This window comes from Bradyrhizobium sp. C-145, from assembly GCF_023375135.1.
GTDB lineage: Bacteria > Pseudomonadota > Alphaproteobacteria > Rhizobiales > Xanthobacteraceae > Bradyrhizobium > Bradyrhizobium zhanjiangense.
Map to the genome: position 1 here is coordinate 8,552,784 of NZ_CP088150.1, position 21,148 is coordinate 8,573,931.

General features: G+C 65.0%; 17 protein-coding genes and 1 pseudogene. 9 read left to right on the forward strand and 9 right to left on the reverse strand.

All coding sequences use genetic code 11. The features are described 5' to 3' along the window. Positions 1 to 39: 39 nt before the first annotated feature. Positions 40 to 879 carry a cytochrome c oxidase subunit II gene (gene coxB, locus LRP30_RS40215; protein WP_249758365.1) on the reverse strand — a complete coding sequence of 280 codons (840 nt, stop codon included), beginning with the start codon at positions 877 to 879 and terminating at the stop codon, positions 40 to 42. A gap of 448 nt (positions 880 to 1,327) precedes the next feature. On the opposite strand from coxB, the gene LRP30_RS40220 reads away from it, so the two are divergent. The 4 genes from LRP30_RS40220 to LRP30_RS40235 all read left to right on the forward strand — a co-directional run bounded on the left by LRP30_RS40220 (position 1,328) and on the right by LRP30_RS40235 (position 4,758). Then, positions 1,328 to 1,858 carry an invasion associated locus B family protein gene (locus LRP30_RS40220; protein ID WP_091885207.1) on the forward strand — a complete coding sequence of 177 codons (531 nt, stop codon included), beginning with the start codon at positions 1,328 to 1,330 and terminating at the stop codon, positions 1,856 to 1,858. Between the two features lie 113 nt (positions 1,859 to 1,971). After that, complete coding sequence (gene tldD, locus LRP30_RS40225; protein WP_249758366.1) at positions 1,972 to 3,399, forward strand: metalloprotease TldD; 1,428 nt, start codon at positions 1,972 to 1,974, stop codon at positions 3,397 to 3,399. Beyond that, positions 3,396 to 4,175: a signal peptidase I gene (gene lepB, locus LRP30_RS40230; RefSeq protein ID WP_091885205.1), complete on the forward strand. Its 780-nt coding sequence runs from the start codon at positions 3,396 to 3,398 to the stop codon at positions 4,173 to 4,175. The genes tldD and lepB overlap by 4 nt, the downstream gene beginning before the upstream one ends. Positions 4,176 to 4,191: 16 nt before the next feature. Beyond that, a complete protein-coding gene (locus LRP30_RS40235; RefSeq protein ID WP_249758367.1) occupies positions 4,192 to 4,758 on the forward strand; it encodes a nucleotidyltransferase family protein in 567 nt (188 codons plus the stop codon). Between the two features lie 104 nt (positions 4,759 to 4,862). Here the strand turns inward: LRP30_RS40235 and LRP30_RS40240 are convergent, their stop codons facing one another. The 3 genes from LRP30_RS40240 to LRP30_RS40250 all read right to left on the reverse strand — a co-directional run bounded on the left by LRP30_RS40240 (position 4,863) and on the right by LRP30_RS40250 (position 7,508). Continuing rightward, entirely contained in the window at positions 4,863 to 5,429 is a 567-nt protein-coding gene (locus LRP30_RS40240; protein WP_128936825.1) for a PAN domain-containing protein, read from the reverse strand. Between the two features lie 112 nt (positions 5,430 to 5,541). Further along, positions 5,542 to 6,912, reverse strand: coding sequence for a glutamate--cysteine ligase (locus LRP30_RS40245; RefSeq protein WP_128942061.1), 1,371 nt, complete (start codon positions 6,910 to 6,912; stop codon positions 5,542 to 5,544). A 98-nt stretch (positions 6,913 to 7,010) separates the two neighbouring features. After that, complete coding sequence (locus tag LRP30_RS40250; protein WP_018644966.1) at positions 7,011 to 7,508, reverse strand: MarR family winged helix-turn-helix transcriptional regulator; 498 nt, start codon at positions 7,506 to 7,508, stop codon at positions 7,011 to 7,013. Between the two features lie 126 nt (positions 7,509 to 7,634). Between LRP30_RS40250 and gstA the strand changes: the two genes are divergently transcribed. Next, the gene (gene gstA / locus LRP30_RS40255; RefSeq protein ID WP_249758368.1) at positions 7,635 to 8,249 is read left to right on the forward strand and encodes a glutathione transferase GstA; all 615 of its coding nucleotides are present in this window, start codon (positions 7,635 to 7,637) and stop codon (positions 8,247 to 8,249) included. Between the two features lie 241 nt (positions 8,250 to 8,490). Then, positions 8,491 to 8,799 (forward strand): hypothetical protein, encoded by a 309-nt coding sequence (locus tag LRP30_RS40260; protein ID WP_249758369.1) that lies wholly within the window; start codon positions 8,491 to 8,493, stop codon positions 8,797 to 8,799. A gap of 428 nt (positions 8,800 to 9,227) precedes the next feature. On the opposite strand, the gene LRP30_RS40265 is transcribed toward LRP30_RS40260, so the two are convergent. From LRP30_RS40265 to LRP30_RS40280, 4 genes are all read right to left on the reverse strand, one after another. Continuing rightward, positions 9,228 to 11,441, reverse strand: a complete 2,214-nt coding sequence (locus LRP30_RS40265) for an FAD-dependent oxidoreductase (protein WP_249758370.1) — start codon at positions 11,439 to 11,441, stop codon at positions 9,228 to 9,230. A 155-nt stretch (positions 11,442 to 11,596) separates the two neighbouring features. Next, a complete protein-coding gene (locus LRP30_RS40270) occupies positions 11,597 to 12,805 on the reverse strand; it encodes an acetyl-CoA C-acetyltransferase (RefSeq protein WP_128955793.1) in 1,209 nt (402 codons plus the stop codon). A 55-nt stretch (positions 12,806 to 12,860) separates the two neighbouring features. After that, positions 12,861 to 14,651: an acyl-CoA dehydrogenase C-terminal domain-containing protein gene (locus LRP30_RS40275; RefSeq protein WP_249758371.1), complete on the reverse strand. Its 1,791-nt coding sequence runs from the start codon at positions 14,649 to 14,651 to the stop codon at positions 12,861 to 12,863. Positions 14,652 to 14,763: 112 nt separating this feature from the next. Continuing rightward, positions 14,764 to 15,147 carry a nuclear transport factor 2 family protein gene (locus LRP30_RS40280; protein ID WP_249758372.1) on the reverse strand — a complete coding sequence of 128 codons (384 nt, stop codon included), beginning with the start codon at positions 15,145 to 15,147 and terminating at the stop codon, positions 14,764 to 14,766. A gap of 194 nt (positions 15,148 to 15,341) precedes the next feature. Between LRP30_RS40280 and LRP30_RS40285 the strand changes: the two genes are divergently transcribed. Then, positions 15,342 to 15,932, forward strand: a complete 591-nt coding sequence (locus LRP30_RS40285; RefSeq protein ID WP_249758373.1) for a PadR family transcriptional regulator — start codon at positions 15,342 to 15,344, stop codon at positions 15,930 to 15,932. A gap of 112 nt (positions 15,933 to 16,044) precedes the next feature. Here the strand turns inward: LRP30_RS40285 and LRP30_RS40290 are convergent, their stop codons facing one another. Then, positions 16,045 to 16,443, reverse strand: coding sequence for a MerR family transcriptional regulator (locus tag LRP30_RS40290; RefSeq protein WP_249758374.1), 399 nt, complete (start codon positions 16,441 to 16,443; stop codon positions 16,045 to 16,047). Between the two features lie 80 nt (positions 16,444 to 16,523). On the opposite strand from LRP30_RS40290, the gene LRP30_RS40295 reads away from it, so the two are divergent. Beyond that, positions 16,524 to 17,453 (forward strand): alpha/beta hydrolase, encoded by a 930-nt coding sequence (locus tag LRP30_RS40295; protein ID WP_249758375.1) that lies wholly within the window; start codon positions 16,524 to 16,526, stop codon positions 17,451 to 17,453. Between the two features lie 261 nt (positions 17,454 to 17,714). Beyond that, positions 17,715 to 21,097: pseudogene (locus LRP30_RS40300) on the forward strand (hypothetical protein). The last annotated feature ends 51 nt before the right edge of the window (positions 21,098 to 21,148 follow it).

Here is a 21,148-nt window from a genome sequence, read left to right on the forward strand (position 1 = left end):
TTCATGTCGCTTTCAGTCCCTCGAGCCTGCGCCCGGCGCTTACTGCGTCGGGCCGGCCGCGGAGGCGTAGGTGCTGGTGCCGCCGCTCGCAAATTTCTTCTTCGCGGTCTCGACCCAGGAGGCGAACTCCTGGTCGTCGACCACGCGGATCGCGATCGGCATGAAGGCATGATCCTTGCCGCACAGCTCCGAGCACTGGCCGTAATACATGCCGGTCTTGGTAGCCTTGAACCAGGTCTCGTTCAGCCGCCCCGGAATGGCATCGATCTTGACGCCGAAAGCCGGCAGCGCGAAGGCGTGGATGACGTCCGCGCCCGTGGTCTGGACCCGAATCACCTTGTTGACCGGCACCACCATCTCGTTGTCGACGCCGAGCAGGCGGGGCTGTTTGTCCTGGGCCATCAGCGAGTCGAACTCGAACTTGCCGTTATCAGGATAGGCATAGGACCAGTACCACTGCTTGCCCGTCGCCTTGACGGTCAGATCCGCCTTCGGCACGTCGAGCTCGAGGAACAAGAGGCGGAACGACGGCACCGCGATGCCGACCAGGATCAGCACCGGAACCAGGGTCCACACCACCTCGATCAGCGTGTGGTGGGTGGTCCGCGACGGCACCGGATTGGCCCTCGCATTGAACTTGATGACCACGACCACGAGCAGCGCCAGGACGAACAGCGTGATCAGGGTGATCAGCACGAACAGGAAGTTGTGGAACCAGACGATGTTGTCCATCACCGGCGAGCCGGATTGCTGGAGCGTCCACTCCCACGGCGCCGGTTGCCCGAGCTCGGCGAATGCCACACCGCCCGTCGCCAGCGTCAGACCCGCCACGGCCAATCCCAGCAACTGCCGGCCCATCCGGCCCATCGACATCCTCATGCCGTTCGCGCTCCCCTTACGAAATCACCCCACGTGCATTCCCCTGTTTCCGGGAAACGCTTATTCGATCCGCCCGTCTGACAAACCGCCGCGCAAGAATACCTCTAAGAGGAATTGGGGCCAGATCGCTAGAACGCCGTAATCAAGCCTCTCAAACCATAATTCTTGATCTATCGCAATGCAGTCTTGGGCCTCATCTGCCAGGCATCACCCGCAAGATATTTCCTAGTAACATCAGACAAAAATGCCGTTTCCCGGCACGCTGCGACTTGACAGCGGAATTGCCCGCGGTAGGCACTGGCAAACAGCCGCGCAGGATCCTGATTCGTGCGGGCGATGGTGGCGCGCGGCGGCGCGGAATTTGCTTGGGAATTGCCTTCAGGACGCCGTCATTCCCGTATCAGTCCGCCAGGTGCGAGCGACCCAGGCGAGCAGAGGGACCGACCCGATGGGGCTTTCGAGATGCATGGCAAGGCAGGCTGGCGGCCTCACGATGCTGGCCGCCCTGCTGGCGGTTGCCTTCCTGGCGCTGCCCGGTCTTGCCCATGCGCAGGGCGCGGTGCGCTCCGTCCATGGCGACTGGCAGATCCGCTGTGACACGCCGCCCGGCGCCCAAACCGAGCAATGCGCCCTGATCCAGAGCGTGGTGGCGGAGGACCGCTCCAATGCCGGCCTGACCGTGATCGTGCTCAAGACCGCCGACCAGAAGAGCCGCCTGATGCGGGTGGTCGCCCCGCTCGGCGTGCTCTTGCCCTCCGGCCTCGGCCTCAAGCTCGACAACCAGGACGTCGGCCGCGCCGGTTTCGTCAGATGCCTGCCTAACGGCTGCGTCGCGGAAGTGGTGATGGACGACAAGCTGCTGGGCCAGCTCCGCAGCGCCAAGACTGCGACCTTCATCATCTTCGAGACCCCTGAAGAAGGCATCGGCTTCCCGCTCAGCCTGAACGGGCTCGGCGAGGGCTACGACAAGCTGCCGTAGGACGGCTCGACGACCGGGCGATTCTATTGTTTCCGTAATGTGAGGCTTGGCGCCTCGCGGAACCGGTCCGAAACCATTATCTTGCCCCACATCCCCCGATAATGGACGGACGCATGACCAACCCTGCCACAACCTCCCTGCTCGACCGCGCCAATCTCGACCGCGACCAGGTTCGCAACGAGGTCGCGCGCGGGCTTGCCGGCGCCGACGATGGCGAACTGTTCCTGGAGTACAGCCAGACCGAAGCGCTGATGTTCGACAATGGGCGGCTGAAGCAGGCGACCTATGACACCTCGCAGGGCTTTGGCCTGCGCGCCGTCAAGGACGATGCGGTCGGCTATGCGCATTCCTCCGACGTCTCGCTGCCGGCGCTGATTCGCGCCGCCGATGCAGTCGCAGCCGTGCGCGGTGGCTATTCCGGCAGTTTTGCCGCCCCGCCAGCGCATACCAACGTGCGGCTTTACAGTGACGACAATCCGCTCGATGCCCCCGGCTTCGAGACCAAAGTAAAACTGCTCGCCGAGATCGACGCCTACCTGCGCGACAAGGATCCGCGAGTGCGGCAGGTCAGCGTCAGTCTGGGCGCGACCTGGCAGGTCGTCGAGATCCTGCGGCCCGACGGCGAGAGCTATCGCGACATCCGCCCGCTCGTGCGCGTCAACATCTCCGTCGTCGCCGGCCAGGGCGACCGCCAGGAGAGCGGCAGCAAGGGCTATGGCGGTCGCGCCGGCTATGGCGAATTCATCGAGAGCAGGTCCTGGCGCGAAGCTGCCGACGGCGCGCTGCGCGAGGCGCTGGTCAATCTGGAATCGATTCCGGCTCCAGCCGGCGAGATGGACGTCGTGCTGGGCGCCGGCTGGCCCGGCGTGATGCTGCATGAAGCGGTCGGCCACGGCCTCGAGGGCGACTTCAACCGCAAGAAGACCTCGGCCTTCGCCGGCCTGATGGGCCAGCAGGTCGCGGCCAAGGGCGTCACCGTGGTTGACGACGGCACCATCGCCTCGCGCCGCGGCTCGCTCTCGATCGACGACGAGGGCACGCCGACCAATCGCACCGTGCTGATCGAGGACGGCATCCTCGTCGGCTACATGCAGGACCGTCAGAACGCGCGGCTGATGAACATGAAGCCGACCGGCAACGGCCGCCGCCAGGGCTACGCCCATGTGCCGATGCCGCGCATGACCAACACCTACATGCTCGCGGGCGACCGCGATCCCGCCGAGATCCTCGCCTCCGTGAAGAACGGGGTGTTCGCCGCGAATTTCGGCGGCGGCCAGGTCGACATCACCTCGGGCAAATACGTGTTCCAGTGCACCGAGGCCTACCAGATCGAAAACGGCAAGCTGGGGGCGCCCCTGAAGGGCGCCATGCTGATCGGCAACGGGCCGACCGATCTGCACCGCATCCGCATGGTCGGCAATGACCTCGCGCTCGACACCGGCATCGGCACCTGCGGCAAGAACGGCCAGGGCGTGCCTGTCGGCGTCGGCCAGCCATCGCTGTTGATGGAGCGCATTACAGTAGGTGGAACGGGCGCATGAGCGTGGAAGAAAAGGTGACTGTCACCACCAAACGGAAGAGCAGCGGCTGGGGCGGGCAGCTGATGCAGCTGGCCGGCATCGTCGCCGCCGTGTTCATTGCCAAGGGCGCGCTGGCCGAACCTTTCTACGTGCCGTCGGGCTCGATGGAGCCGACGCTCTTGATCGGCGATGCGCTGCTCGCCTCGAAATTCCCCTATGGCTACGGCACTTCGTCGCTGCCGATCCAGATCAACCTGCCGGAGACCGGCCGCGTCTTCGCGGAGACGCCGAAACGCGGCGACGTCGTCGTGTTCCGCTGGCCCGGTGATCGCTCGCAGGCCTGGGTCAAGCGCGTCGTCGGCTTGCCTGGCGACCGCATCCAGATGCGGCAGGGCCAGCTCTTCATCAACGACCGCCCGGCCGAGTTGAAGCCCGATGGCGTTGGAGCTGCCGAGGATGACAATGGCGGTCGCGAGCCCGCCTACCGCTATATCGAGACGCTGCCGAACGGCGTGTCGCACCTGATCTTCAAGATGCGCGACAACGGCCCGCTCGACAACACGCCGGAAGTGACGGTGCCAGCAGGCCATCTGTTCGTGCTCGGCGACAACCGCGACAACTCCGCCGACAGCCGCGTGCCGCTACGCTCTGGTGGCGTCGGCCTGTTGCCGATCGACAATCTGGTCGGCCGCGCGGACGCCGTGCTCGGCTCCTGGGATCTCGGCATCCGCGGCCAGCCGGTGTGGACCTGGCTCTCCGGCTTCAGGCTCGCGCGGTTCTTCACCGCCGTGCATTGAGACTCCTCATCTCACGATGAACCGTGACAAATTCCTCGCACTTGCGCTGAGAAATCCCGTCAACGTCGCGATCATCGATGAACTGCATCGCCTCGCGCTGCCGGATGCATGGCTGGTCTCTGGATGCCTGGTGCAGACAGTGTGGAACGTGCTCACCGGCCGCGCGGTCGATCACGGGATCGCCGATTACGACGTGTTCTATTTCGACTCCGACACCTCATGGGAGGCGGAAGACGCGGTGATCCGGGATGTATCTGCGCGGCTCGGTCATCTCGGCGTCAAGGTCGAGACCCGCAACCAGGCGCGCGTGCATCTTTGGTATCCCGGCAAGCACGGCCTGCCCTATCCGCCCCTGACGCGCGCGTCCGATGGCATCGACCGCTTTCTCACGCAGAACACGCAAGTCGGCGTGAGACGCACAGATGATGGCCATGAGGTCTACGCACCGCACGGCTTCGATGATGTGGCGGCGTTGATTACGCGTCCCAATCCGGGCGCGAATTTCTCTGCGACGAACTATGCGGCGAAGGCTGCGCGATGGAAGGCGCTGTGGCCGGAGCTTACGGTGATCGCTGCGGAGTGAGGTGCCGTAGGGTGGGCAAAGCGAAGCGTGCCCACCAACCCCGCGCTGGCGGGAAGATGGTGGGCACGGCGCTTCGCGCCTTTGCCCACCCTACGGGATCCTGCTTATCTCACCACGCCCGATGTGAACCCCGCCTTCCGACGCGGCGGCTTGATTTCCTTTTTCAGGAAGCAGCGCGCCTCGCGCCCGGTGTAGCCGGGACGGGCATAGGTGAAGGCGCGGCATTTGTTGTCGGCGGTGCAGGCGGCCTTGCAGGCCTCCTCGCCTTCGCCGACCTTGAGCTCGAAATTGCGCAGGTCTCCGCCCGGACGATCGATCGAGGTTTCCACGCCCTCGATGCGCGGCTCGATCACGCCGGCGCCGCGGACGCCGGAGATGCAGCAATTGCCCGGCACGCGCGCCGGCACCGTATTCTTGAGCCAGCACACCGCCGAGCCGCCTTCGACGTCGGGATAGTTGAAGCTCCAGGAGCGGCAGCGGCGGTCACGCTCGCAGAGCAGCGCACAATCCTCAGGATCACCCGAGGTGACCGGCGTGTTGAAATAGTCGCCGCCCGGGCGGTCGAACGCCGTCTGCGCGGGCGCCGGCACGCTCGCAAACACGAGCGAAAGCAGCGCGGCGCATGCCACGACGCTTGCGATGACGCCCCCGGACAGGCGACCCTTCCCCATCGGAACAGCTTTCGAGTTATTGACGACGCTCAGGTTTTTTCAGCCGATCATTTGATGGCCGCAAACCTGTACGTGCGATGAACGCTCAGTTCCCGATCGTTAGCCTATTGGTCTAGAAAGCGTATTCCGCGTAGGCCGGTTCCACAGAACCCTTCCAGGGACCATTAAACTTGTCCAGCATCTCCTCGGCCGGCGTGCGGCCGGAATCGATGATGCGATCGAGCGGCTCCAGATGCCGGGTCTCGTCGCGGCCGAGCTGGTCGATCCGGCCGCGCCGGCGCAGGCCGGCATGTGCCAGGACGAGGCACTCCTTGGCGATCTCGAAGAGATAGCGATCCCTGATCCGCGACTTGAAGCCGAAGCGCGGCACATCGTCGCGCAAGGCCTGACGTTCAGGCGCGCTCCAGTGCTTCACGATTTCCCAGGCAGCGTCGAGCGAGACGTCGTCGTAGAGCAGCCCGACCCAGAACGCCGGTAGCGCCGGCAACCGGCCCCACGGGCCACCGTCCGAGCCGCGCATCTCGAGATAGCGCTTGAGCCGCACCTCGGGAAAGATCGTCGAGAGATGGTTGGCCCAGTCCGACAGCGTCGGCCGCTCGCCGGGCAGATTGTTGTTGCGGCCGTCGAAGAAGGCGCGGAACGAGGAGCCCGACACGTCGATGTAGTCCTCGCCGCGCTTGACGAAATACATGGGCACGTCGAGCGCGTAGTCCACATAGCGCTCGAAGCCCATGCCGTCCTCGAACGCCCACGGCATCATGCCCGAGCGCGCATTGTCGGTGTCGCGCCAGATCTCGGAGCGGAAGGAGAGGAAGCCGTTCGGCTTGCCCTCGGTGAACGGCGAATTGGCGAACAGCGCGGTCGCGACCGGCTGGAGCGCGAGCGAGACCCGCAGCTTCTTGACCATGTCGGCTTCCGAGGAGAAGTCGAGATTGGTCTGCACCGTGCAGGTCCGGTACATCATGTCGAGGCCGTATTGACCGACCTTCGGCATGTAATTGGTCATGATCTTGTAGCGGCCCTTGGGCATCACCGGGATGTCCGCGCGCGACCAGGACGGCGTCATGCCGAGCCCGAGGAAGCCGATGCCGAGCGGCGTTGCGATCTCGCGCACTTGCGCCAGATGCGCCATCAGCTCGCTCTGGGTCTGGTGCACGTTCTCGACCGGCGCACCGGAGAGCTCGAACTGTCCGCCGGGCTCGAGCGAGATGGCACCGCCGCCGGTGACGTCGTAGAGGCCGATGATGTTGCCTCTCTCCATGATCGGCTCCCAGCCGAGCAGAAGCTTCATGCCCTCGAGCAGCGCGCCAATGCCGCGCGCTCCTTCGTAAGGCACGGGTCGATGGCCTTCGAGCGTGAACGGCGTCTTCTCGTGCTCGGTCCCCAGGCGGAATTCGGAGGGGTCCTTGCAGCCGGCCTCGATCCACGCGACGAGCTCGTCGCGCGATTGCAGTGGCGTCATATCGATCTGGTCTCGCGCCATATCAAACTCTAATCAAAAAGCGCTTCGACCGAACGCGCGGGTGACGGGGAGGGTCCGCGAACCCGCCGGGCGCGCGGACGTGCTGGTTTGCCGCGCGATCATCGCGACGGTGTGCTTTCGTTGACGTTGGCGACGGGCGGCAATTTCATCTCGCCGCACGAACAGCCTAGGCGATCAAGCAGACCACTGAGCTTGACGGCGTCGGCGTCCGATAGTTTCGAACCGACATATTTCTCGATTGCGGCTGAATAAGCGCCCCACATCCGCTTCTGTAACTCGCGGCCGGCTTCCGTGATCTCGACGAACTGGCCGCGCTTGTCGATCTTGCATTCGCGCCGCGAGGCGAGACCTTCGTCGACCAGGCGGTCGATCAGCCGCGAGGTCGAGTATTGCGGGATCAGCATCTGGCGTTCGAGCTCCACCGGCCGCAGCTCGCCAGAGGGGGCGCGGGACAATTCGAGCAGCGCGTCATACCAGGCGAGCGGCGGGAACCCCGCTTTCTTCAGGTCCTGCTCGACACAGTCGAGCACGCGGCTCTGCACCCGCATCAGGCGGATCCAGGCCGAAGTTGCCTCGGTCGATGGTTTGCGTTTCATGGTCGCGCTCAAGCTCGTCGCCCGCTCTTTACCCCATTCGATGCAGTTGCATCAATCTTGACTATTTCATGCAAGCGCATGTAGTCGTTCTTTCGCCCTCGCCAAGCGTCACGAGAAGGAAATTCCATGAAACTGTACTATTCGCCCGGCGCCTGCTCCCTGTCCCCCCACATCGCGCTCCTGGAAGCCGGCCTGCCCTATGAGCTGGTCAAGGTCGATATCCGAGCCAAGAAGCTCGAAAATGGCGAGGATTATCTGAAGCTGAACCCCAAGGGCCAGGTTCCTGCGCTGGGCCTCGATAGCGGTGAGATCGTGACCGAAGGCCCCGTGATTGTCCAGATGATCGCCGATCAGGCATCAAGCAAAGCGCTGGCCCCCGCCCGCGACAGTTCCGAGCGCTACAAGCTGCTCGAATGGCTCAACTTCCTCACCTCGGAGGTGCACAAGAGCTTTGGCCCGCTGTTCGCCCCGGCGCTGAACGACGAGGCCAAGGCCTTCTTCAAGGACCGCGTCATGGGCAAGCTGAAATATATCGACAGCCAGCTCGCCGGCCGCGACTACCTCATGGGCAAGCAGTTCACGGTCGCCGACGGCTATCTCTTCACGATGCTGACCTGGGGTGACCGGATGAAGTTCGACCTCTCGGCGATGCCCAACCTGACCGCCTACAAGACCCGCGTCGCGGCGCGGCCGCAGGTGCAGGAGGCGCTGAAGAAGGAAGGATTGGTCCAGGCAGCGTAAGGCCAGACCACAACAGGCGAGATGATAAAGAGCCGGATCGATGATCCGGCTCTTTTGCTTGAACCGCTCAGGGAAACCCGGAGGTTCGAGATGTCTTGATATCAATTTTACGAGCATTGTCGGAGTTAACAATAACTCCGCCTTGCGTGCTCGGCGGAGGTCACCATCCTTGTGAGAGCAATCCGGTTGGCTCTACTTCAGCTAGGGCCCGCGATGCGGGCCCCCGAACTGGGAAGCTCTCGTGACAACCGTACTCCTCCTCTTGCTCGCGAGTGCAATCACTGGATTAGCGACGGGGCTATTCTTCCGAGTCTGGGCTTTGTCGCTGGTCTCGCCGGCGACCGCGATCCTTGCCGCAACCGTCCTTCAGACCTCAGGCTTCGGATTTTGGACCGGGATTCCGATCGTCGTCGGCTGTCTTGTTGCCGGCCAGCTTGCCTATATGGCGGCGACGTTCCACCTGCACAGAGGGAAGCTCTCAATGCAGGACGAGATCGACGGCGAACCAGGCGAGCATCGCCATCGCCATATCGAAGAAGAGAACGAGTAGGGCCAGGCCGGCCCAGGAGGGAATTTTTCTACGCCGCCGGAGGAGCCCGCGGCGCGGCCACAGCCGACCCACCAGAAATAGCGGGGCGTGTCTTATCGCAACGCCGGCTGCGCTGTCTTGGGACACCGTCGGGATCATTGCGGGACACCTTCAATGCTAATGGTCATCCGGTGATTCATTAGCAAGAGCGGTGCCAGGGCGGAGCGAGCGTGGCTGGGATTTGAAGCGGCGCCGGTGACCCGATATCGGGCCGCGCATTCTCGCCGTTCGATCACGAAAACAAAAAAAGGCCGGATCGATGATCCGGCCTTTTGTTTCTGCGCAGTCTGCGTAGCCCGGATGGAGCGAAGCGTAATCCGGGTAACTCCAGCATCCGAGGAGATGCTGTCCCGGATTTCGCTTTCGCTCCATCCGGGCTACTGGCTGTCTTAGGCCGCCGCCTTCTTCGGCGCGAAGCGGCCGTAGAAAGTCTCGCCCTTCGCCGCCATCTCTTCCAGCAACTTCGGCGGGGTGAAGCGCGAGCCGTATTTGGCCTCTAACTTGTGGCAGAGCTCGACGAACTTCTTCGTGCCCATGAAGTCGATGTAGGACAGCGTACCGCCGGTGAACGGCGCGAAGCCGAAGCCGAGGATCGAGCCGACATCGGCCTCGCGCGGATCGGTGATGACGCGGTCCTCGACCGTGCGCGCGGCTTCCACGGCCTGCACTACCAGGAAGCGCTGCTTCAGCTCCTCGACGTCGAGCGTATCAGGGTCGAGCTGCTTCGGCTGCAACGCCGACAGGCCTGGCCACAGGCTCTTCTGACCCTTGCCCTTCTCGGGATAGTCGTAGAAGCCCTTGCTGTTCTTGCGGCCGAGCCGGCCCTGCTTCTCGACCATCTCGACCATCAGCTTCTTCTGGTCGGGATTGATTGCGTTGGGGCCGAGATCGGCTTCCGTCGCCTTCATGATCTTGAGGCCGAGGTCGAGCGCGACTTCGTCCGACAGCGAGAGCGGGCCGACCGGCATGCCTGCCATCTTGGCGCAGTTCTCGATCATCGCCGGCGGCACGCCTTCGAGGAACATCTCGTTGCCCTCGGCGACATAGCGGCCGACGCAGCGGTTGGCGAAGAAGCCGCGGCTGTCATTGACGACGATCGGCGTCTTGCCGATCTGCCGGACATAATCGAGCGCGGTCGCGAGCGCGACATCGCCGGTGTTCTTGCCGAGGATGATCTCGACCAGCATCATCTTCTCGACGGGCGAGAAGAAGTGGATGCCGACGAACTTGCCCTGGTCCTTGAAGCTCTCGGCCAGCGAGGTGATCGGCAGCGTCGAGGTGTTGGACGCGAAGATCACATCGGGCTTCAGGTATTCCTGCGCCTTGGCGAAGGTCTCCGCCTTGACCTTGCGGTCCTCGAACACGGCCTCGATGACGAGGTCGACGTCCCTCAGCGCGGCATAGTCCGCCGTCGCCGTGATGCGCGCGAGCAGCGCTTCGGCATCGCCAGGCTTGGCGCGGCCTTTCTTGATCTGCTCCTCGATCACCTTCTGCGCATGCGCCTTGCCCTTGTCGGCGCTCTCCTGGTCGCGATCGATCAGGACGACGTCGAGGCCGGCACGGGCCGAGACGTAGCCGACGCTCGCGCCCATGAAGCCGGCGCCGATCACGGCGATCTTCTTCACCTTGGTGGGCGGCACGTTCTTCGGACGGCGAGCGCCCTTGTTCAATTCCTGCATCGACAGGAACAGGCTGCGGATCATTGCAGCCGCTTCCTTCGAGCGCAGCACCGAGGTGAAATAGCGCGACTCGACGCGAAGCGCGGCGTCGATCGGCAGCTGCAGACCTTCATAGACGCAGCTCATGATCGCGCGCGCGGCCGGATAATTGTCGTAGGTCTCGCGGCGATAGATGGCGTTGCCGGCGGGGAACATCATCATGCCGGCCTTGGAGAACACCGGGCCGCCGGGGAGCTTGAAACCCTTCTCGTCCCAGGGCGCGACCGCTTTGCCACCGCCCTTGATCCAGTCCTTGGCCGCCTTGATGAGATCGGCGGCGGGAACGATGGCGTGGATCAGGTTCAGCGCCTTTGCTTTCTCCACCGTGACAGGATCGCCCTTGAGGAGGATCGTCATCGCGTCCTGCGGCGGCGCCAGGCGCGGCACGCGTTGCGTACCGCCGGCGCCGGGGAATAGGCCAACCTTGACCTCGGGCAGGCCGAGGCGGGTCTTGGGATTCTCCGCGGCCACGCGATAGTGGCAGCATAGCGTGATCTCGAAACCGCCGCCGAGCGCGAGGCCGTTGATCGCGGCCGCCCACGGCTTGCCGGAGGTCTCGATCGAGCGCAGCACCTGCGAGAAGCGGCGGCTCTGGTCGAACAGCATCTGGTTCGCCGCGGTCTCGCCCTGCTCCTTGAACACGTTGGCATAAGCCTGGTTCATGCCTTCGAGCATCGACAGGTCGGCACCGGCGCAGAATGCTTCTTTCGCCGAGGTGATGACGACGCCCTTCACCGCGGCGTCTGCCGTGGTCGCCTTGACGATGGCGTCGAGCTCGTTGGTCGAAGTCTCGTCGAGCACGTTCATCGAACGGCCCGGGATGTCCCAGGTGACGAGCGCGATGCCGTCGGAATCGGTCTCAACCTTGAAGTTCTTGTACGACATGTTGGTTGCTCCTCGGTGCCGCAGCCGATGCCAGGCGCGGCGGTTGACTTAAGGTCTCGTAGGGTGGGCTAAGGCGCTCTTGCGCCGTGCCCACCCTCGTTCGCGGAGACAGCACTGGTGGGCACGCTTCGCTTTGCCCACCCTACGGCAGCTCGTTACACCCGCTCGATGATGGTTGCGGTGCCCATGCCGCCGCCGATGCACAGCGTCACCAGCGCGGTGGACTTGTTGGTGCGCTCGAGCTCGTCGAGCACGGTGCCGAGGATCATCGCGCCCGTCGCCCCGAGCGGATGGCCGAGCGCGATCGCACCGCCATTGACGTTGATCTTGGCGTTGTCGATGTCGAAGGCCTGGATGTAGCGCAGCACGACCGAGGCGAAGGCCTCGTTGAGCTCGAACAGGTCGATGTCGGACTTCTTCATGCCGGAGCGCGCGAACAGCTTCTCGGTGACGTCGACCGGGCCGGTCAGCATCATCGCCGGTTCCGAGCCGATGTTGGCGAAGGCGCGAATCTTCGCACGCGGCTTCATGCCGTATTTCGCACCCGCCTCCTTGCTGCCGAGCAGCACGGCGCCGGCGCCGTCGACGATGCCCGAGGAGTTGCCGGCGTGGTGCACGTAGTTGACGCGCTCGATCTCGGGGTGCGACTGCAGCGCGACGCCGTCGAAGCCGCCCATCTGCGCCATCATCGTGAACGACGGCTGCAGCTGCGCCAGTGACTGCATCGTCGTCGAGGGACGCATGTGCTCGTCCTTGGCGAGGATGGTGAGGCCATTGATGTCCTTGACCGGCACCACCGACTTGTTGAAGCGGCCCTCGTCCCAGGCCTTGGCCGCGCGCTGCTGGCTCTGCACCGCGTAGGCATCGACGTCGTCACGCGAGAAACCGTATTTGGTGGCGATCAGATCGGCGGAAACGCCCTGCGGCATGAAATAGGCCGGCACCGCCATCGAGGGATCCATCGGCCAGGCGCCGCCGGAGGCGCCGATACCGACGCGGCTCATCGATTCGGCGCCGCCGCCGATCACCAGCTCATGCTGGCCGCTCATCACCTGCGCGGCGGCAAAGTTCACGGCGTCGAGACCTGAGGCACAGAAGCGGCTGATCTGCACGCCGGGCACGGCGTCGCCGAGACCGGCCTTGAGCGCTGCGAAGCGCGCGATGTCGGAGCCCGCTTCGCCGACGGGATCGACCACGCCGAGCACGACGTCATCGACGGAATCCTCAGGCAGGTTGTTGCGGTCCTTCAGCGCCTTCAGCGGCACGGTGGCGAGCGCAAGCGCCGTCACTTCGTGCAGCGCACCGTCCGCCTTGCCGCGGCCGCGCGGGGTGCGAACGTGGTCGTAGATGAATGCCTCAGGCATGACGCCCTCCTGGTGTGATGTTCAGATCGATTGGGAGCGGGCAGCGGAAGCAGGCTCAGAACGCTTCCGCCGGCAATTCCATGATGGTGGCGCAGCCGGCCTGGATGCGCGCGAGATTGGCGGCGGTCTCCGGCAGCATCCGCTCCATGAAGAAGCGGCCGGTGACGAGCTTGGTCGAGAGATAGGGCGTCGCCCCGCTCTCGGCAATCTTCGCCTGCGTCACCTTCGCCATCTTCGCCCACATGTAGCCGAGCGCGACGAAGCCGAAGAGATGCAGGTAATCGGTTGCGGCAGCGCCCGCATTGTCCGGCTTGACCATCGCGTTCTGCATCAGCCAGGTGGTGGCCTGCTGGAGATGGCCGAGCGAGGTCGAGAGCGGGGTGATGAAGGGTTTGAGCGCCTCGTCGCCGCCGTTCTCCTTGGCGAAGGCCATGACCTCGCCGAAGAAGGCCATGATGGCGCGGCCGCCGTCGCGCGGCAGCTTGCGGCCGACCAGGTCAAGCGCCTGGATGCCGTTGGCGCCTTCATAGATCATCGCAATGCGCGCATCGCGCACGAACTGCTCCATGCCCTGCTCGGCGATGTAGCCGTGGCCGCCATACATCTGCTGCGCCTGCACCGCATTGGCAAAGCCGTAATCGGTGAGGAAGCCCTTCAGCACCGGGGTCATCAGGCCCATGTGATCGTCGGCGGCCTGGCGATCCTTGGGATCCTCGGAGCGGTGGGCGACGTCGCTCTTCAGCGCGGTCCAGATCACGAAGGCGCGCGCGGCTTCATTGAAGGCGCGGATCGAGAGCAGCGTGCGGCGCACGTCGGGATGCACGATGATTGGATCGGCTTGCTTGTCCGGCGCCTTGGCGCCGGTGAGTGCGCGACCCTGGATGCGCTCGCGGGCATAGGCGACCGCGTTCTGATAGGCGACCTCGGACTGCGCGAGGCCCTGCACGGCGACGCCGAGGCGAGCCTCGTTCATCATCACGAACATGCCCTGCATGCCCTTGTTCTCTTCGCCGATCAGCCAGCCGGTGGCGTTGTCGTAGTTCATCACGCAGGTGGAATTGCCGTGGATGCCCATCTTGTGCTCGATCGAGCCGCAGACCACGCCATTGCGCTGCCCGACCGAACCATCGGCATTCACCAGGAATTTCGGCACCACGAACAGCGACACGCCCTTGATGCCGGCGGGCGCGCCCTCGATGCGGGCGAGCACGAGGTGGATGATGTTGGAGGCGAGGTCATGCTCGCCGGCCGAGATGAAGATCTTGGTGCCCGTGATCTTGAAGCTGCCGTCGGCCTGGCGCACCGCCTTGGTGCGCAGCATGCCGAGATCGGTGCCGCAATGCGGCTCGGTCAGGTTCATGGTGCCGGTCCATTCGCCGGCGACCATTTTCGGCACGTAAGTCTGCTTCTGCTCGGGCGTGCCGTGCACCAGCAATGCCGCGGTCGCGCCCATGGTGAGGCCGCCATACATCGAGAACGCCATGTTGGCGGAGATCTGGAATTCGTTGACCGCCTGGCTCAGCGTCACCGGCAGGCCCTGGCCGCCATATTCCGTCGGCGCCGACAGACCGAGCCAGCCGCCTTCGACGACCTGCTTGAAGGCATCCTTAAAACCCTTCGGCGTGGTGACGCTGCCGTCCTCAGTGCGCTTGCAGCCTTCGAGATCGCCGACACGGTTGAGCGGCTGCAGCACCTCCTCGGCGAGCTTGGCGGCCTCGCCGAGGATCGCCTCGCGCACGTCGCTCGACGCGTCCGAGAAGCCCGGCAGATTATCGTAGCGATCGATCTGGAAGACGTCGTTGAGCAGGAAGTTCACGTCTTCGACAGGGGCTTTATAGATCGGCATGGCGTTCTCCCGGCATTAACCTTGAAGTGATCGGGCCTTGAAGTGGTGGAATTCTCGTGAAGTCCCTGCGGCGCAGTCGCGAGCTTAGCGGCTTCTGCACCTCGGGGCAGTGTCATGATCGGGCGGCAAGCTGCTCCGCCATCAGGCGATGCAGCATGTTGATGGCCTTGAGCGGACGCACCATCACCTTGAAATGGGTGATGCGTCCTTCGCTGTCGAAGCTGATGATGTCGACACCGTTGATCTCGATGCCGTCGATGACGTTCTTGAATTCGAGCACGGCGCCATTGCCGCTGCGCCATTCACCGACATAGGTGAAGCCGGGACCGCCGAGCACCTTCTCGGCGCTGGAGAGGTATTTGAAGGTGATGTCGCGCCCGCGCTGCGGGGTGTGCACGACGGGGCTTTCGAACACGGCATCCGGGTGCAGAAGGTCCCAGAGCGCGGCGCGGTCGTGAGACTTCATGTAGGCGTACCAGGAATCGAGGCCGGTCATTCTCAGGTGCCTCCCTAGGGCAAGGGCATAAATGCGAAAACAACCCCATGCACAGTAGCGAGAAGGTTGATTCCGCTGGATTTTCGGTCGGGGTCTTGGACCCCGTCCGCAAGCTGCCTCATATGCACATTGACGCATATGCGCCGATGCGCATAAAGTCAAGCAGGTTGGTCAGACCTAAAGGGAGGCCGGTCATGGCACTCGGCGACGCAATCCTCGCATGCCTGACGGAACGTCCGATGACGGGCTACGAGCTCGCCAAGACGTTCGATTCTTCGATCGGCTTCTTCTGGAAGGCCGACCATCAGCAAATCTACCGCGAGCTCTCCAAGCTGCGCGACCGCGGCCACATCCAGGGCCGCGAGGTCGTGCAATCCGGCAAGCCCAATAAGCTGATCTATACGCTGACTCCCGAGGGCAGAACAGCGCTGCGGCACTGGGCCGCGCGACCAAGCACGCCGGCCTCGACCAAGGACGACCTCCTGGTGCGGCTGCATGCGCTCGACAGCATCGACATCGAGCCGCTGCGCACTGACCTGATGGCCCGCCTGGAGCATCACCGCGACCGCCACGCCAATTACGAGCGCATCCTGAAGAAGCGCTTTCCCGACGGCACGGCGGAAGGCCGGCTCGATCTCGGCAACCTGCTGCTGCTCCGCCTCGGCGCCCGGCACGAGCAGATGGTGGCCGATTTCTGCGAGGAGACGCTGGAGGCGCTGTCGGCGATGAGCGGCAAGGCAACGGTGGTGCCGATCGACGAGGGCAAGCGCGAGGGGAAGGGTTAAGTCGGGCACCCGCTCGGGCAGTCCCCTGAAGGCAACATGTGACTTGTAAGGCCCAGACCTCGTTTGAGGCGAGGGCATCCCGGACCGCGAATCGATCCGCCGACGGCGCGGCTCACCGCGTCTGCGGAGGAGCGATCCCGCCGATGCGGGCCTTGAACTCGGGGCACTCGACCAGCGGCGTATGTGTGCAAATCGCAGCGTGCCTGAGGCTATCCCGCATGCGGGTCAGGCGAGAAATTTCCTGATCCAGTTCCTCGGCTCGTTCGGCCATTCGCGCGCGCAACACGGAGTCGCTCGGTGTCGCAACGAGAAACCGTCCGATTTGTGCGAGCGAGAACCCCGCCAGTCTCGCGCAGCTTATGAGCGCCAGCCGGTCCAGCGTCTTGGCGTCATAAGTGCGACGCAAGCCGTTGCGACCACTCGACTCGATCAAGCCACGCATTTCGTAGAACCGGAGTGCGGAGGGCGCGAGCCCCGATTGCCGGGCGACATCGGCGATGTCCAACAGCATCACATCCCTCTTGACTTGAACTGTACTTCAAGTGGCACGATCGCCGCCGTCACGTCAATTGAATTTCGGAGATTATCGTCATGACGCTGGATCCGCAGGTCGAAGCGCACCTCAAGCGGCTCGCTGGAACGGGCTTCGCCGATCTACACAAACTGCCCCCGGACCAAGTGCGCGCCGGAATGCGGCGAATGTCCAATGCTCTGGGCAAGCCCGAATCCGTCGCGCAGGTCGAGGATCGCGCGATCCAAACCGTCACAGGCGATTGCCGCATTCGCGTGTATCGCCCGGCCCCCAGCCAGGTCCGTCCAATCATCGTCTTCTTTCATGGCGGAGGCTTCGTGCTTGGCGATCTCGACACCCATGACGGACTCGCACGCGCTTTGGCCAATGCCACGGGCAGCGTCGTGGTTTCGGTCAACTATCCGCTCGCACCCGAAAACAAATATCCAGCCGCGCGCAACGCAGCCTACGCTGCGACCAAATGGATCGCCGACCATGCGGCCGAGATCGGCGGCGACGCCTCGCGGTTGGCGGTCGCGGGCGACAGCGCAGGAGGGAATTTAGCCGCGGTCGTCGCGCTGATGGCGAGGGATGCGGGAGCGCCCAAGATCGCCTTTCAACTGCTGATCTATCCGGATCTCGACTTCCGGCGATCAAACACGTCGATACGGGAGTTTGCCGGGAAATGGGGCAACATCAGCCGCGAAACGCAGGACTGGTTCATGAATCACTATCTCAACAAAGACGAAGAGAAGCTCGACCCTTTGGTGTCGCCTTTGCTTGCGCCAAGTTTGGCAGGCTTGCCTCGGACGTTCATCATCACCGCCGAGTACGATGCCCTCCGCGACGAGGGGGAAGACTATGGCCGGCGGCTCCAGGGCGCTGGCGTCGACGTTGTCGTGCGACGGTACGACGGAATGATCCATGAATTCCTGCGATGGCCGTTCGACGGCAGCAGGCAAGCATTGCGGGACGCTGCCGACACCTTGGCGACCGCCCTCGGTTCCTGATCTTCGAACTGTCCGAGTGGAGCAAGCTGCCACCCGCTGCGCTCGAAAAGCACAGCGACCGCAGCCTCACACCCCCGGTTTCCCCCGCCCAACTTTAAGACACCCGCGCCGGCGTTCCTTAACTCGTTATTTACCGTAACAGGAAAAAGTCGGTTTTCGAGGCAGACGACCTGCGCCAAATTCGGTTGTGTTTACAACCGGGCACGCGTGGGGAGGCTGGAGGCGCCGGGTGGGGCGCCGGAGTCGGAACCGGACAGAGTCATGAATTCGCGCGTATCGTGGAGTGTTGACGGCATCGATCCCTCCGTCCGGGAGCGGGCCGAAGCTGCTGCGCGCAGAGCCGGCATGTCACTCAACGATTGGCTGAACTCCACGCTCGGCGAGACAGCGCCACCGAACTTTCGCGCACCGTACGACCAGCGTCCGCACCACATCCCGCAAGGACCGAGCCAGGAAAGCCGCGAAGTCGCCGACATCCACCAGCGGCTCGATGCGATCACCCAGCAGATCGAACGGATTTCAAAGCCCGTCCAGCGCCAGGACACCGCGCGACAAGACGTCTCGCGCGAGCAGGGCGTCGCACGCCAGCTCAACGATGCGATCTCGCGGCTCGATGCGCGGCTCTCGCAGATCTCGAAGCCGCAGCCGCAGCAGCCTCAGGCCCAGCGGCCGGCACCGTCACCGGTCGAGACGCGCCAGCGCCAGGCCGATGCGGTCGAGCGCGCGGCAGCCCAGGTCTATCGCAATTCGCCGCCCCTGAGCCCGGCGTCGTTCGACGTCGCGGTCGCCGAGATCACGGCGCGGCAGAGCGAGCTCGACGGCTTTACGCCCAGGCAGATGCCGCCACGCGCCGCGCCGTCGATTGCGCCGGCGGCGGCGCCACCCGCCCCCGCCTACGCGCCGCCGCCTCCGCAGCCGGACTTCTCGTCGCTCGAGCGCCATCTGCTCAAGATCACGAGCCAGATCGAGTCGCTCCAGCGCCCTGACAATACCGAGCAGGCGATCACCGCGTTCCGCAGCGAACTTGCCGAGATCCGCCACGCCATCACCGAGGCGATGCCGCGGCGCGCGATCGAATCGATTGAGAACGAGATCCGCTCGCTGCACCGTCGCATCGACGAGACCCGCTCCAACGGCACCGACGGCCAGGTCCTCTCCGGCATCGAGCGCGCGCTATCCGATATCAAGCAGGTGCTGCGCACGCTGACACCGGCCGAGCAGCTCACCGGCTACGACGAGGCGATCCGCAATCTCGGCGCCAAGCTCGATCTGATCCTGCGCGCCAATGACGATCCCTCGACCGTGCGCCAGCTCGAAGACGCGATCTCGGCGCTGCGCGGCATCGTCTCCAACGTCGCCTCCAACGAAGCGCTCGCGCGTCTGTCCGAAGACGTACAGCTGCTGTCGTCCAAGGTCGACCAGATCACCCGCGCCTCCGGCCCCAGTGACAGCTTTGCGGTGCTGGAGCAGCGCATCGCGGCGCTCACCGCCGCGCTCGAGACGCGCGAGCGGCCGCAGCCATCCGAGAGCACCGAGCACCTGGAAGCTGCGATCCGCGCGCTGTCGGACCGCTTCGACCGCATGCAGGTCGGCAACGACTCGGCCTCGACCTTCGCCCATCTCGAGCAGCGTGTCTCGTATCTGCTGGAGCGGATCGAGACCGCCTCCGATCCGCGCAGCGGCAATTTGAGCCGCGTCGAGGACGGGCTGCATGACATCCTCAGGCACCTGGAACGGCAGCAGGCGACCTATTCCGCGCTGGCCGAGAGCCGCAATTCGGCGCCGCCTGCCGATTCCGGCGTGGTCGATCTCGTCAAGCGCGAGCTCTCCGACATCCGCTTCAGCCAGGCCGAGACCAACCGGCATACGCAGGATTCGCTCGAAGCCGTTCACAACACGCTCGGCCATGTCGTCGACCGCCTCTCCATGATCGAGGGCGATCTGCGCGCGGTGCGCACCGCGCCGCCCGCCCCTGCGCCGCAGATGCCGATGCCCGCTCCGATGGAGCCCGCGCCGATGGCGCGCGAGCCGCGGCCGCCACAGCAGCAGCCGAAATACGATCCGAAGCCGGAGCTTCCGAACCCGGCCGCCGCGCATGCAGCGCAGGCCGCTTTCGTCGCCGCGCCGCGCGAATTCCATGCCGCTGCCCCCGCCGCGCCACCGCCGGTGCCGGCGGCGCCGCAAGTCACATCACCCTTGCCGCCGCGCGCGATCAGCGAAATCCTCGAGCCGCATACCGCGCCTGCGCGGGCTGCGCTGGCGCCGGAATTGCCGCCGGATCATCCGCTCGAGCCGGGTACACGGCCGGGTGGACGCGTCGCCACGCCGTCGGAGCGCATTGCCGCCTCCGAGAGCGCGATCAGCGGAATTCCCACTGCTCCGAAAGAGCCGGTGTCGTCGTCGAGCTTCATCGCCGCTGCGCGCCGCGCCGCCCAGGCCGCCGCCGCGCAGCCAGAAAAGACCGGCCGCGCCGCCAAGGCCGGGGCCGATCGCTCCAAGGACAAGGGCAAGGACGGCGGTTCGACCATCACCGCGAAGATCCGCTCGCTGCTGGTCGGCGCGAGCGTGGTCGTGATCGTGCTCGGCACCTTCAAGATGGCGATGAACCTGCTCGATGGCGGCAGCGTGCCGCCAGCGCCGCAGGCCATGGAGAATACGTCGAGCCAGCCCACCCCGCTGGCTCCCCGCCCCCGGTCGAGACCAAGCCCGCCACGCCCGAGCAGGTCACGCCGTCGATGACCTCGCCGACGCCGATCGGACGACAATCCCAGAACAATGCCGCGCCGGCCGCCAATCCGGGCAGCTCGGCCTCGGTCGAAATCCCGCCCGCGCCTGCCGTGGCCCCGCCGCCACCTGCCTCCAGCGACGTCACCGGCGCGCTGTCGGGCACGAGCCGCGTCAAGCTCGGCCTCATCCAGGTGCCGCCGAGCGAGAAGCTGCCTGATGGCATCGGCGGCCCGGGCCTGCGCACCGCCGCGATGAAGGGCGATGCGACTGCGGCCTACGAGATCGGTGTGCGCTTTGCCGAGGGCAAGGGCGTCGCTACGAACTACGATGAAGCCGCCAAATGGTACGACCGCGCGGCGCAGGCCGGCGTGGTCCCCGCGACCTTCCGCCTCGGCACGCTCTATGAGAAGGGCCTTGGCGTGAAGAAGGACGCCGACATCGCCCGCCGCTACTACACGCAGGCCGCCGAGCGCGGCAACGCCAAGGCCATGCACAATCTGGCGGTGCTCGATGCCGACGGCGGCGGACGCGGCGCCAATTACAAGAGCGCAGCGCAGTGGTTCCGCAAAGCCGCCGATCGCGGCGTCGCCGACAGCCAGTTCAACCTCGGCATCCTCTATGCCCGCGGCATCGGCGTCGAGCAGAACCTCGCCGAATCCTACAAATGGTTCAGCCTGGCAGCGGCCCAGGGCGATGCGGATGCGGCCGGCAAGCGCGACGACGTCGCCAAGCGGCTCGATCCGCAATCGCTCGCCGCCGCCAAGCTCGCGATCCAGACTTTTAGCGCCGAGCCGCAGCCCGACGATGCGGTCAATGTTGCGACGCCCGCCGGCGGCTGGGACAGCGCGCCGCAGGCGAGCGCCAAGCCCGCACCGAAGCAAGTCGCGACCAAGCGCTCGGCCTCGGCGGCGCATTGAGCGCGGTCGCACTCTCCTCTTGTCGTCGCCCGGCTTGCCGCCTTCGCTGAA

Bases quoted from the DNA above. Each gene is read 5' to 3' on its own strand.
- LRP30_RS40250 (WP_018644966.1), bottom strand. From the start codon at position 7,508: ATGAAACGCAAACCATCGACCGAGGCAACTTCGGCCTGGATCCGCCTG.
- LRP30_RS40275 (WP_249758371.1), bottom strand. From the start codon at position 14,651: ATGCCGATCTATAAAGCCCCTGTCGAAGACGTGAACTTCCTGCTCAAC.
- LRP30_RS40240 (WP_128936825.1), bottom strand. From the start codon at position 5,429: ATGGGGAAGGGTCGCCTGTCCGGGGGCGTCATCGCAAGCGTCGTGGCA.
- LRP30_RS40265 (WP_249758370.1), bottom strand. From the start codon at position 11,441: ATGTCGTACAAGAACTTCAAGGTTGAGACCGATTCCGACGGCATCGCG.
- LRP30_RS40270 (WP_128955793.1), bottom strand. From the start codon at position 12,805: ATGCCTGAGGCATTCATCTACGACCACGTTCGCACCCCGCGCGGCCGC.
- LRP30_RS40285 (WP_249758373.1), top strand. From the start codon at position 15,342: ATGGCACTCGGCGACGCAATCCTCGCATGCCTGACGGAACGTCCGATG.
- gstA (WP_249758368.1), top strand. From the start codon at position 7,635: ATGAAACTGTACTATTCGCCCGGCGCCTGCTCCCTGTCCCCCCACATC.
- coxB (WP_249758365.1), bottom strand. From the start codon at position 879: ATGAGGATGTCGATGGGCCGGATGGGCCGGCAGTTGCTGGGATTGGCC.
- lepB (WP_091885205.1), top strand. From the start codon at position 3,396: ATGAGCGTGGAAGAAAAGGTGACTGTCACCACCAAACGGAAGAGCAGC.
- LRP30_RS40220 (WP_091885207.1), top strand. From the start codon at position 1,328: ATGGGGCTTTCGAGATGCATGGCAAGGCAGGCTGGCGGCCTCACGATG.
- LRP30_RS40245 (WP_128942061.1), bottom strand. From the start codon at position 6,912: ATGGCGCGAGACCAGATCGATATGACGCCACTGCAATCGCGCGACGAG.
- tldD (WP_249758366.1), top strand. From the start codon at position 1,972: ATGACCAACCCTGCCACAACCTCCCTGCTCGACCGCGCCAATCTCGAC.
- LRP30_RS40235 (WP_249758367.1), top strand. From the start codon at position 4,192: ATGAACCGTGACAAATTCCTCGCACTTGCGCTGAGAAATCCCGTCAAC.
- LRP30_RS40295 (WP_249758375.1), top strand. From the start codon at position 16,524: ATGACGCTGGATCCGCAGGTCGAAGCGCACCTCAAGCGGCTCGCTGGA.
- LRP30_RS40280 (WP_249758372.1), bottom strand. From the start codon at position 15,147: ATGACCGGCCTCGATTCCTGGTACGCCTACATGAAGTCTCACGACCGC.
- LRP30_RS40290 (WP_249758374.1), bottom strand. From the start codon at position 16,443: ATGCTGTTGGACATCGCCGATGTCGCCCGGCAATCGGGGCTCGCGCCC.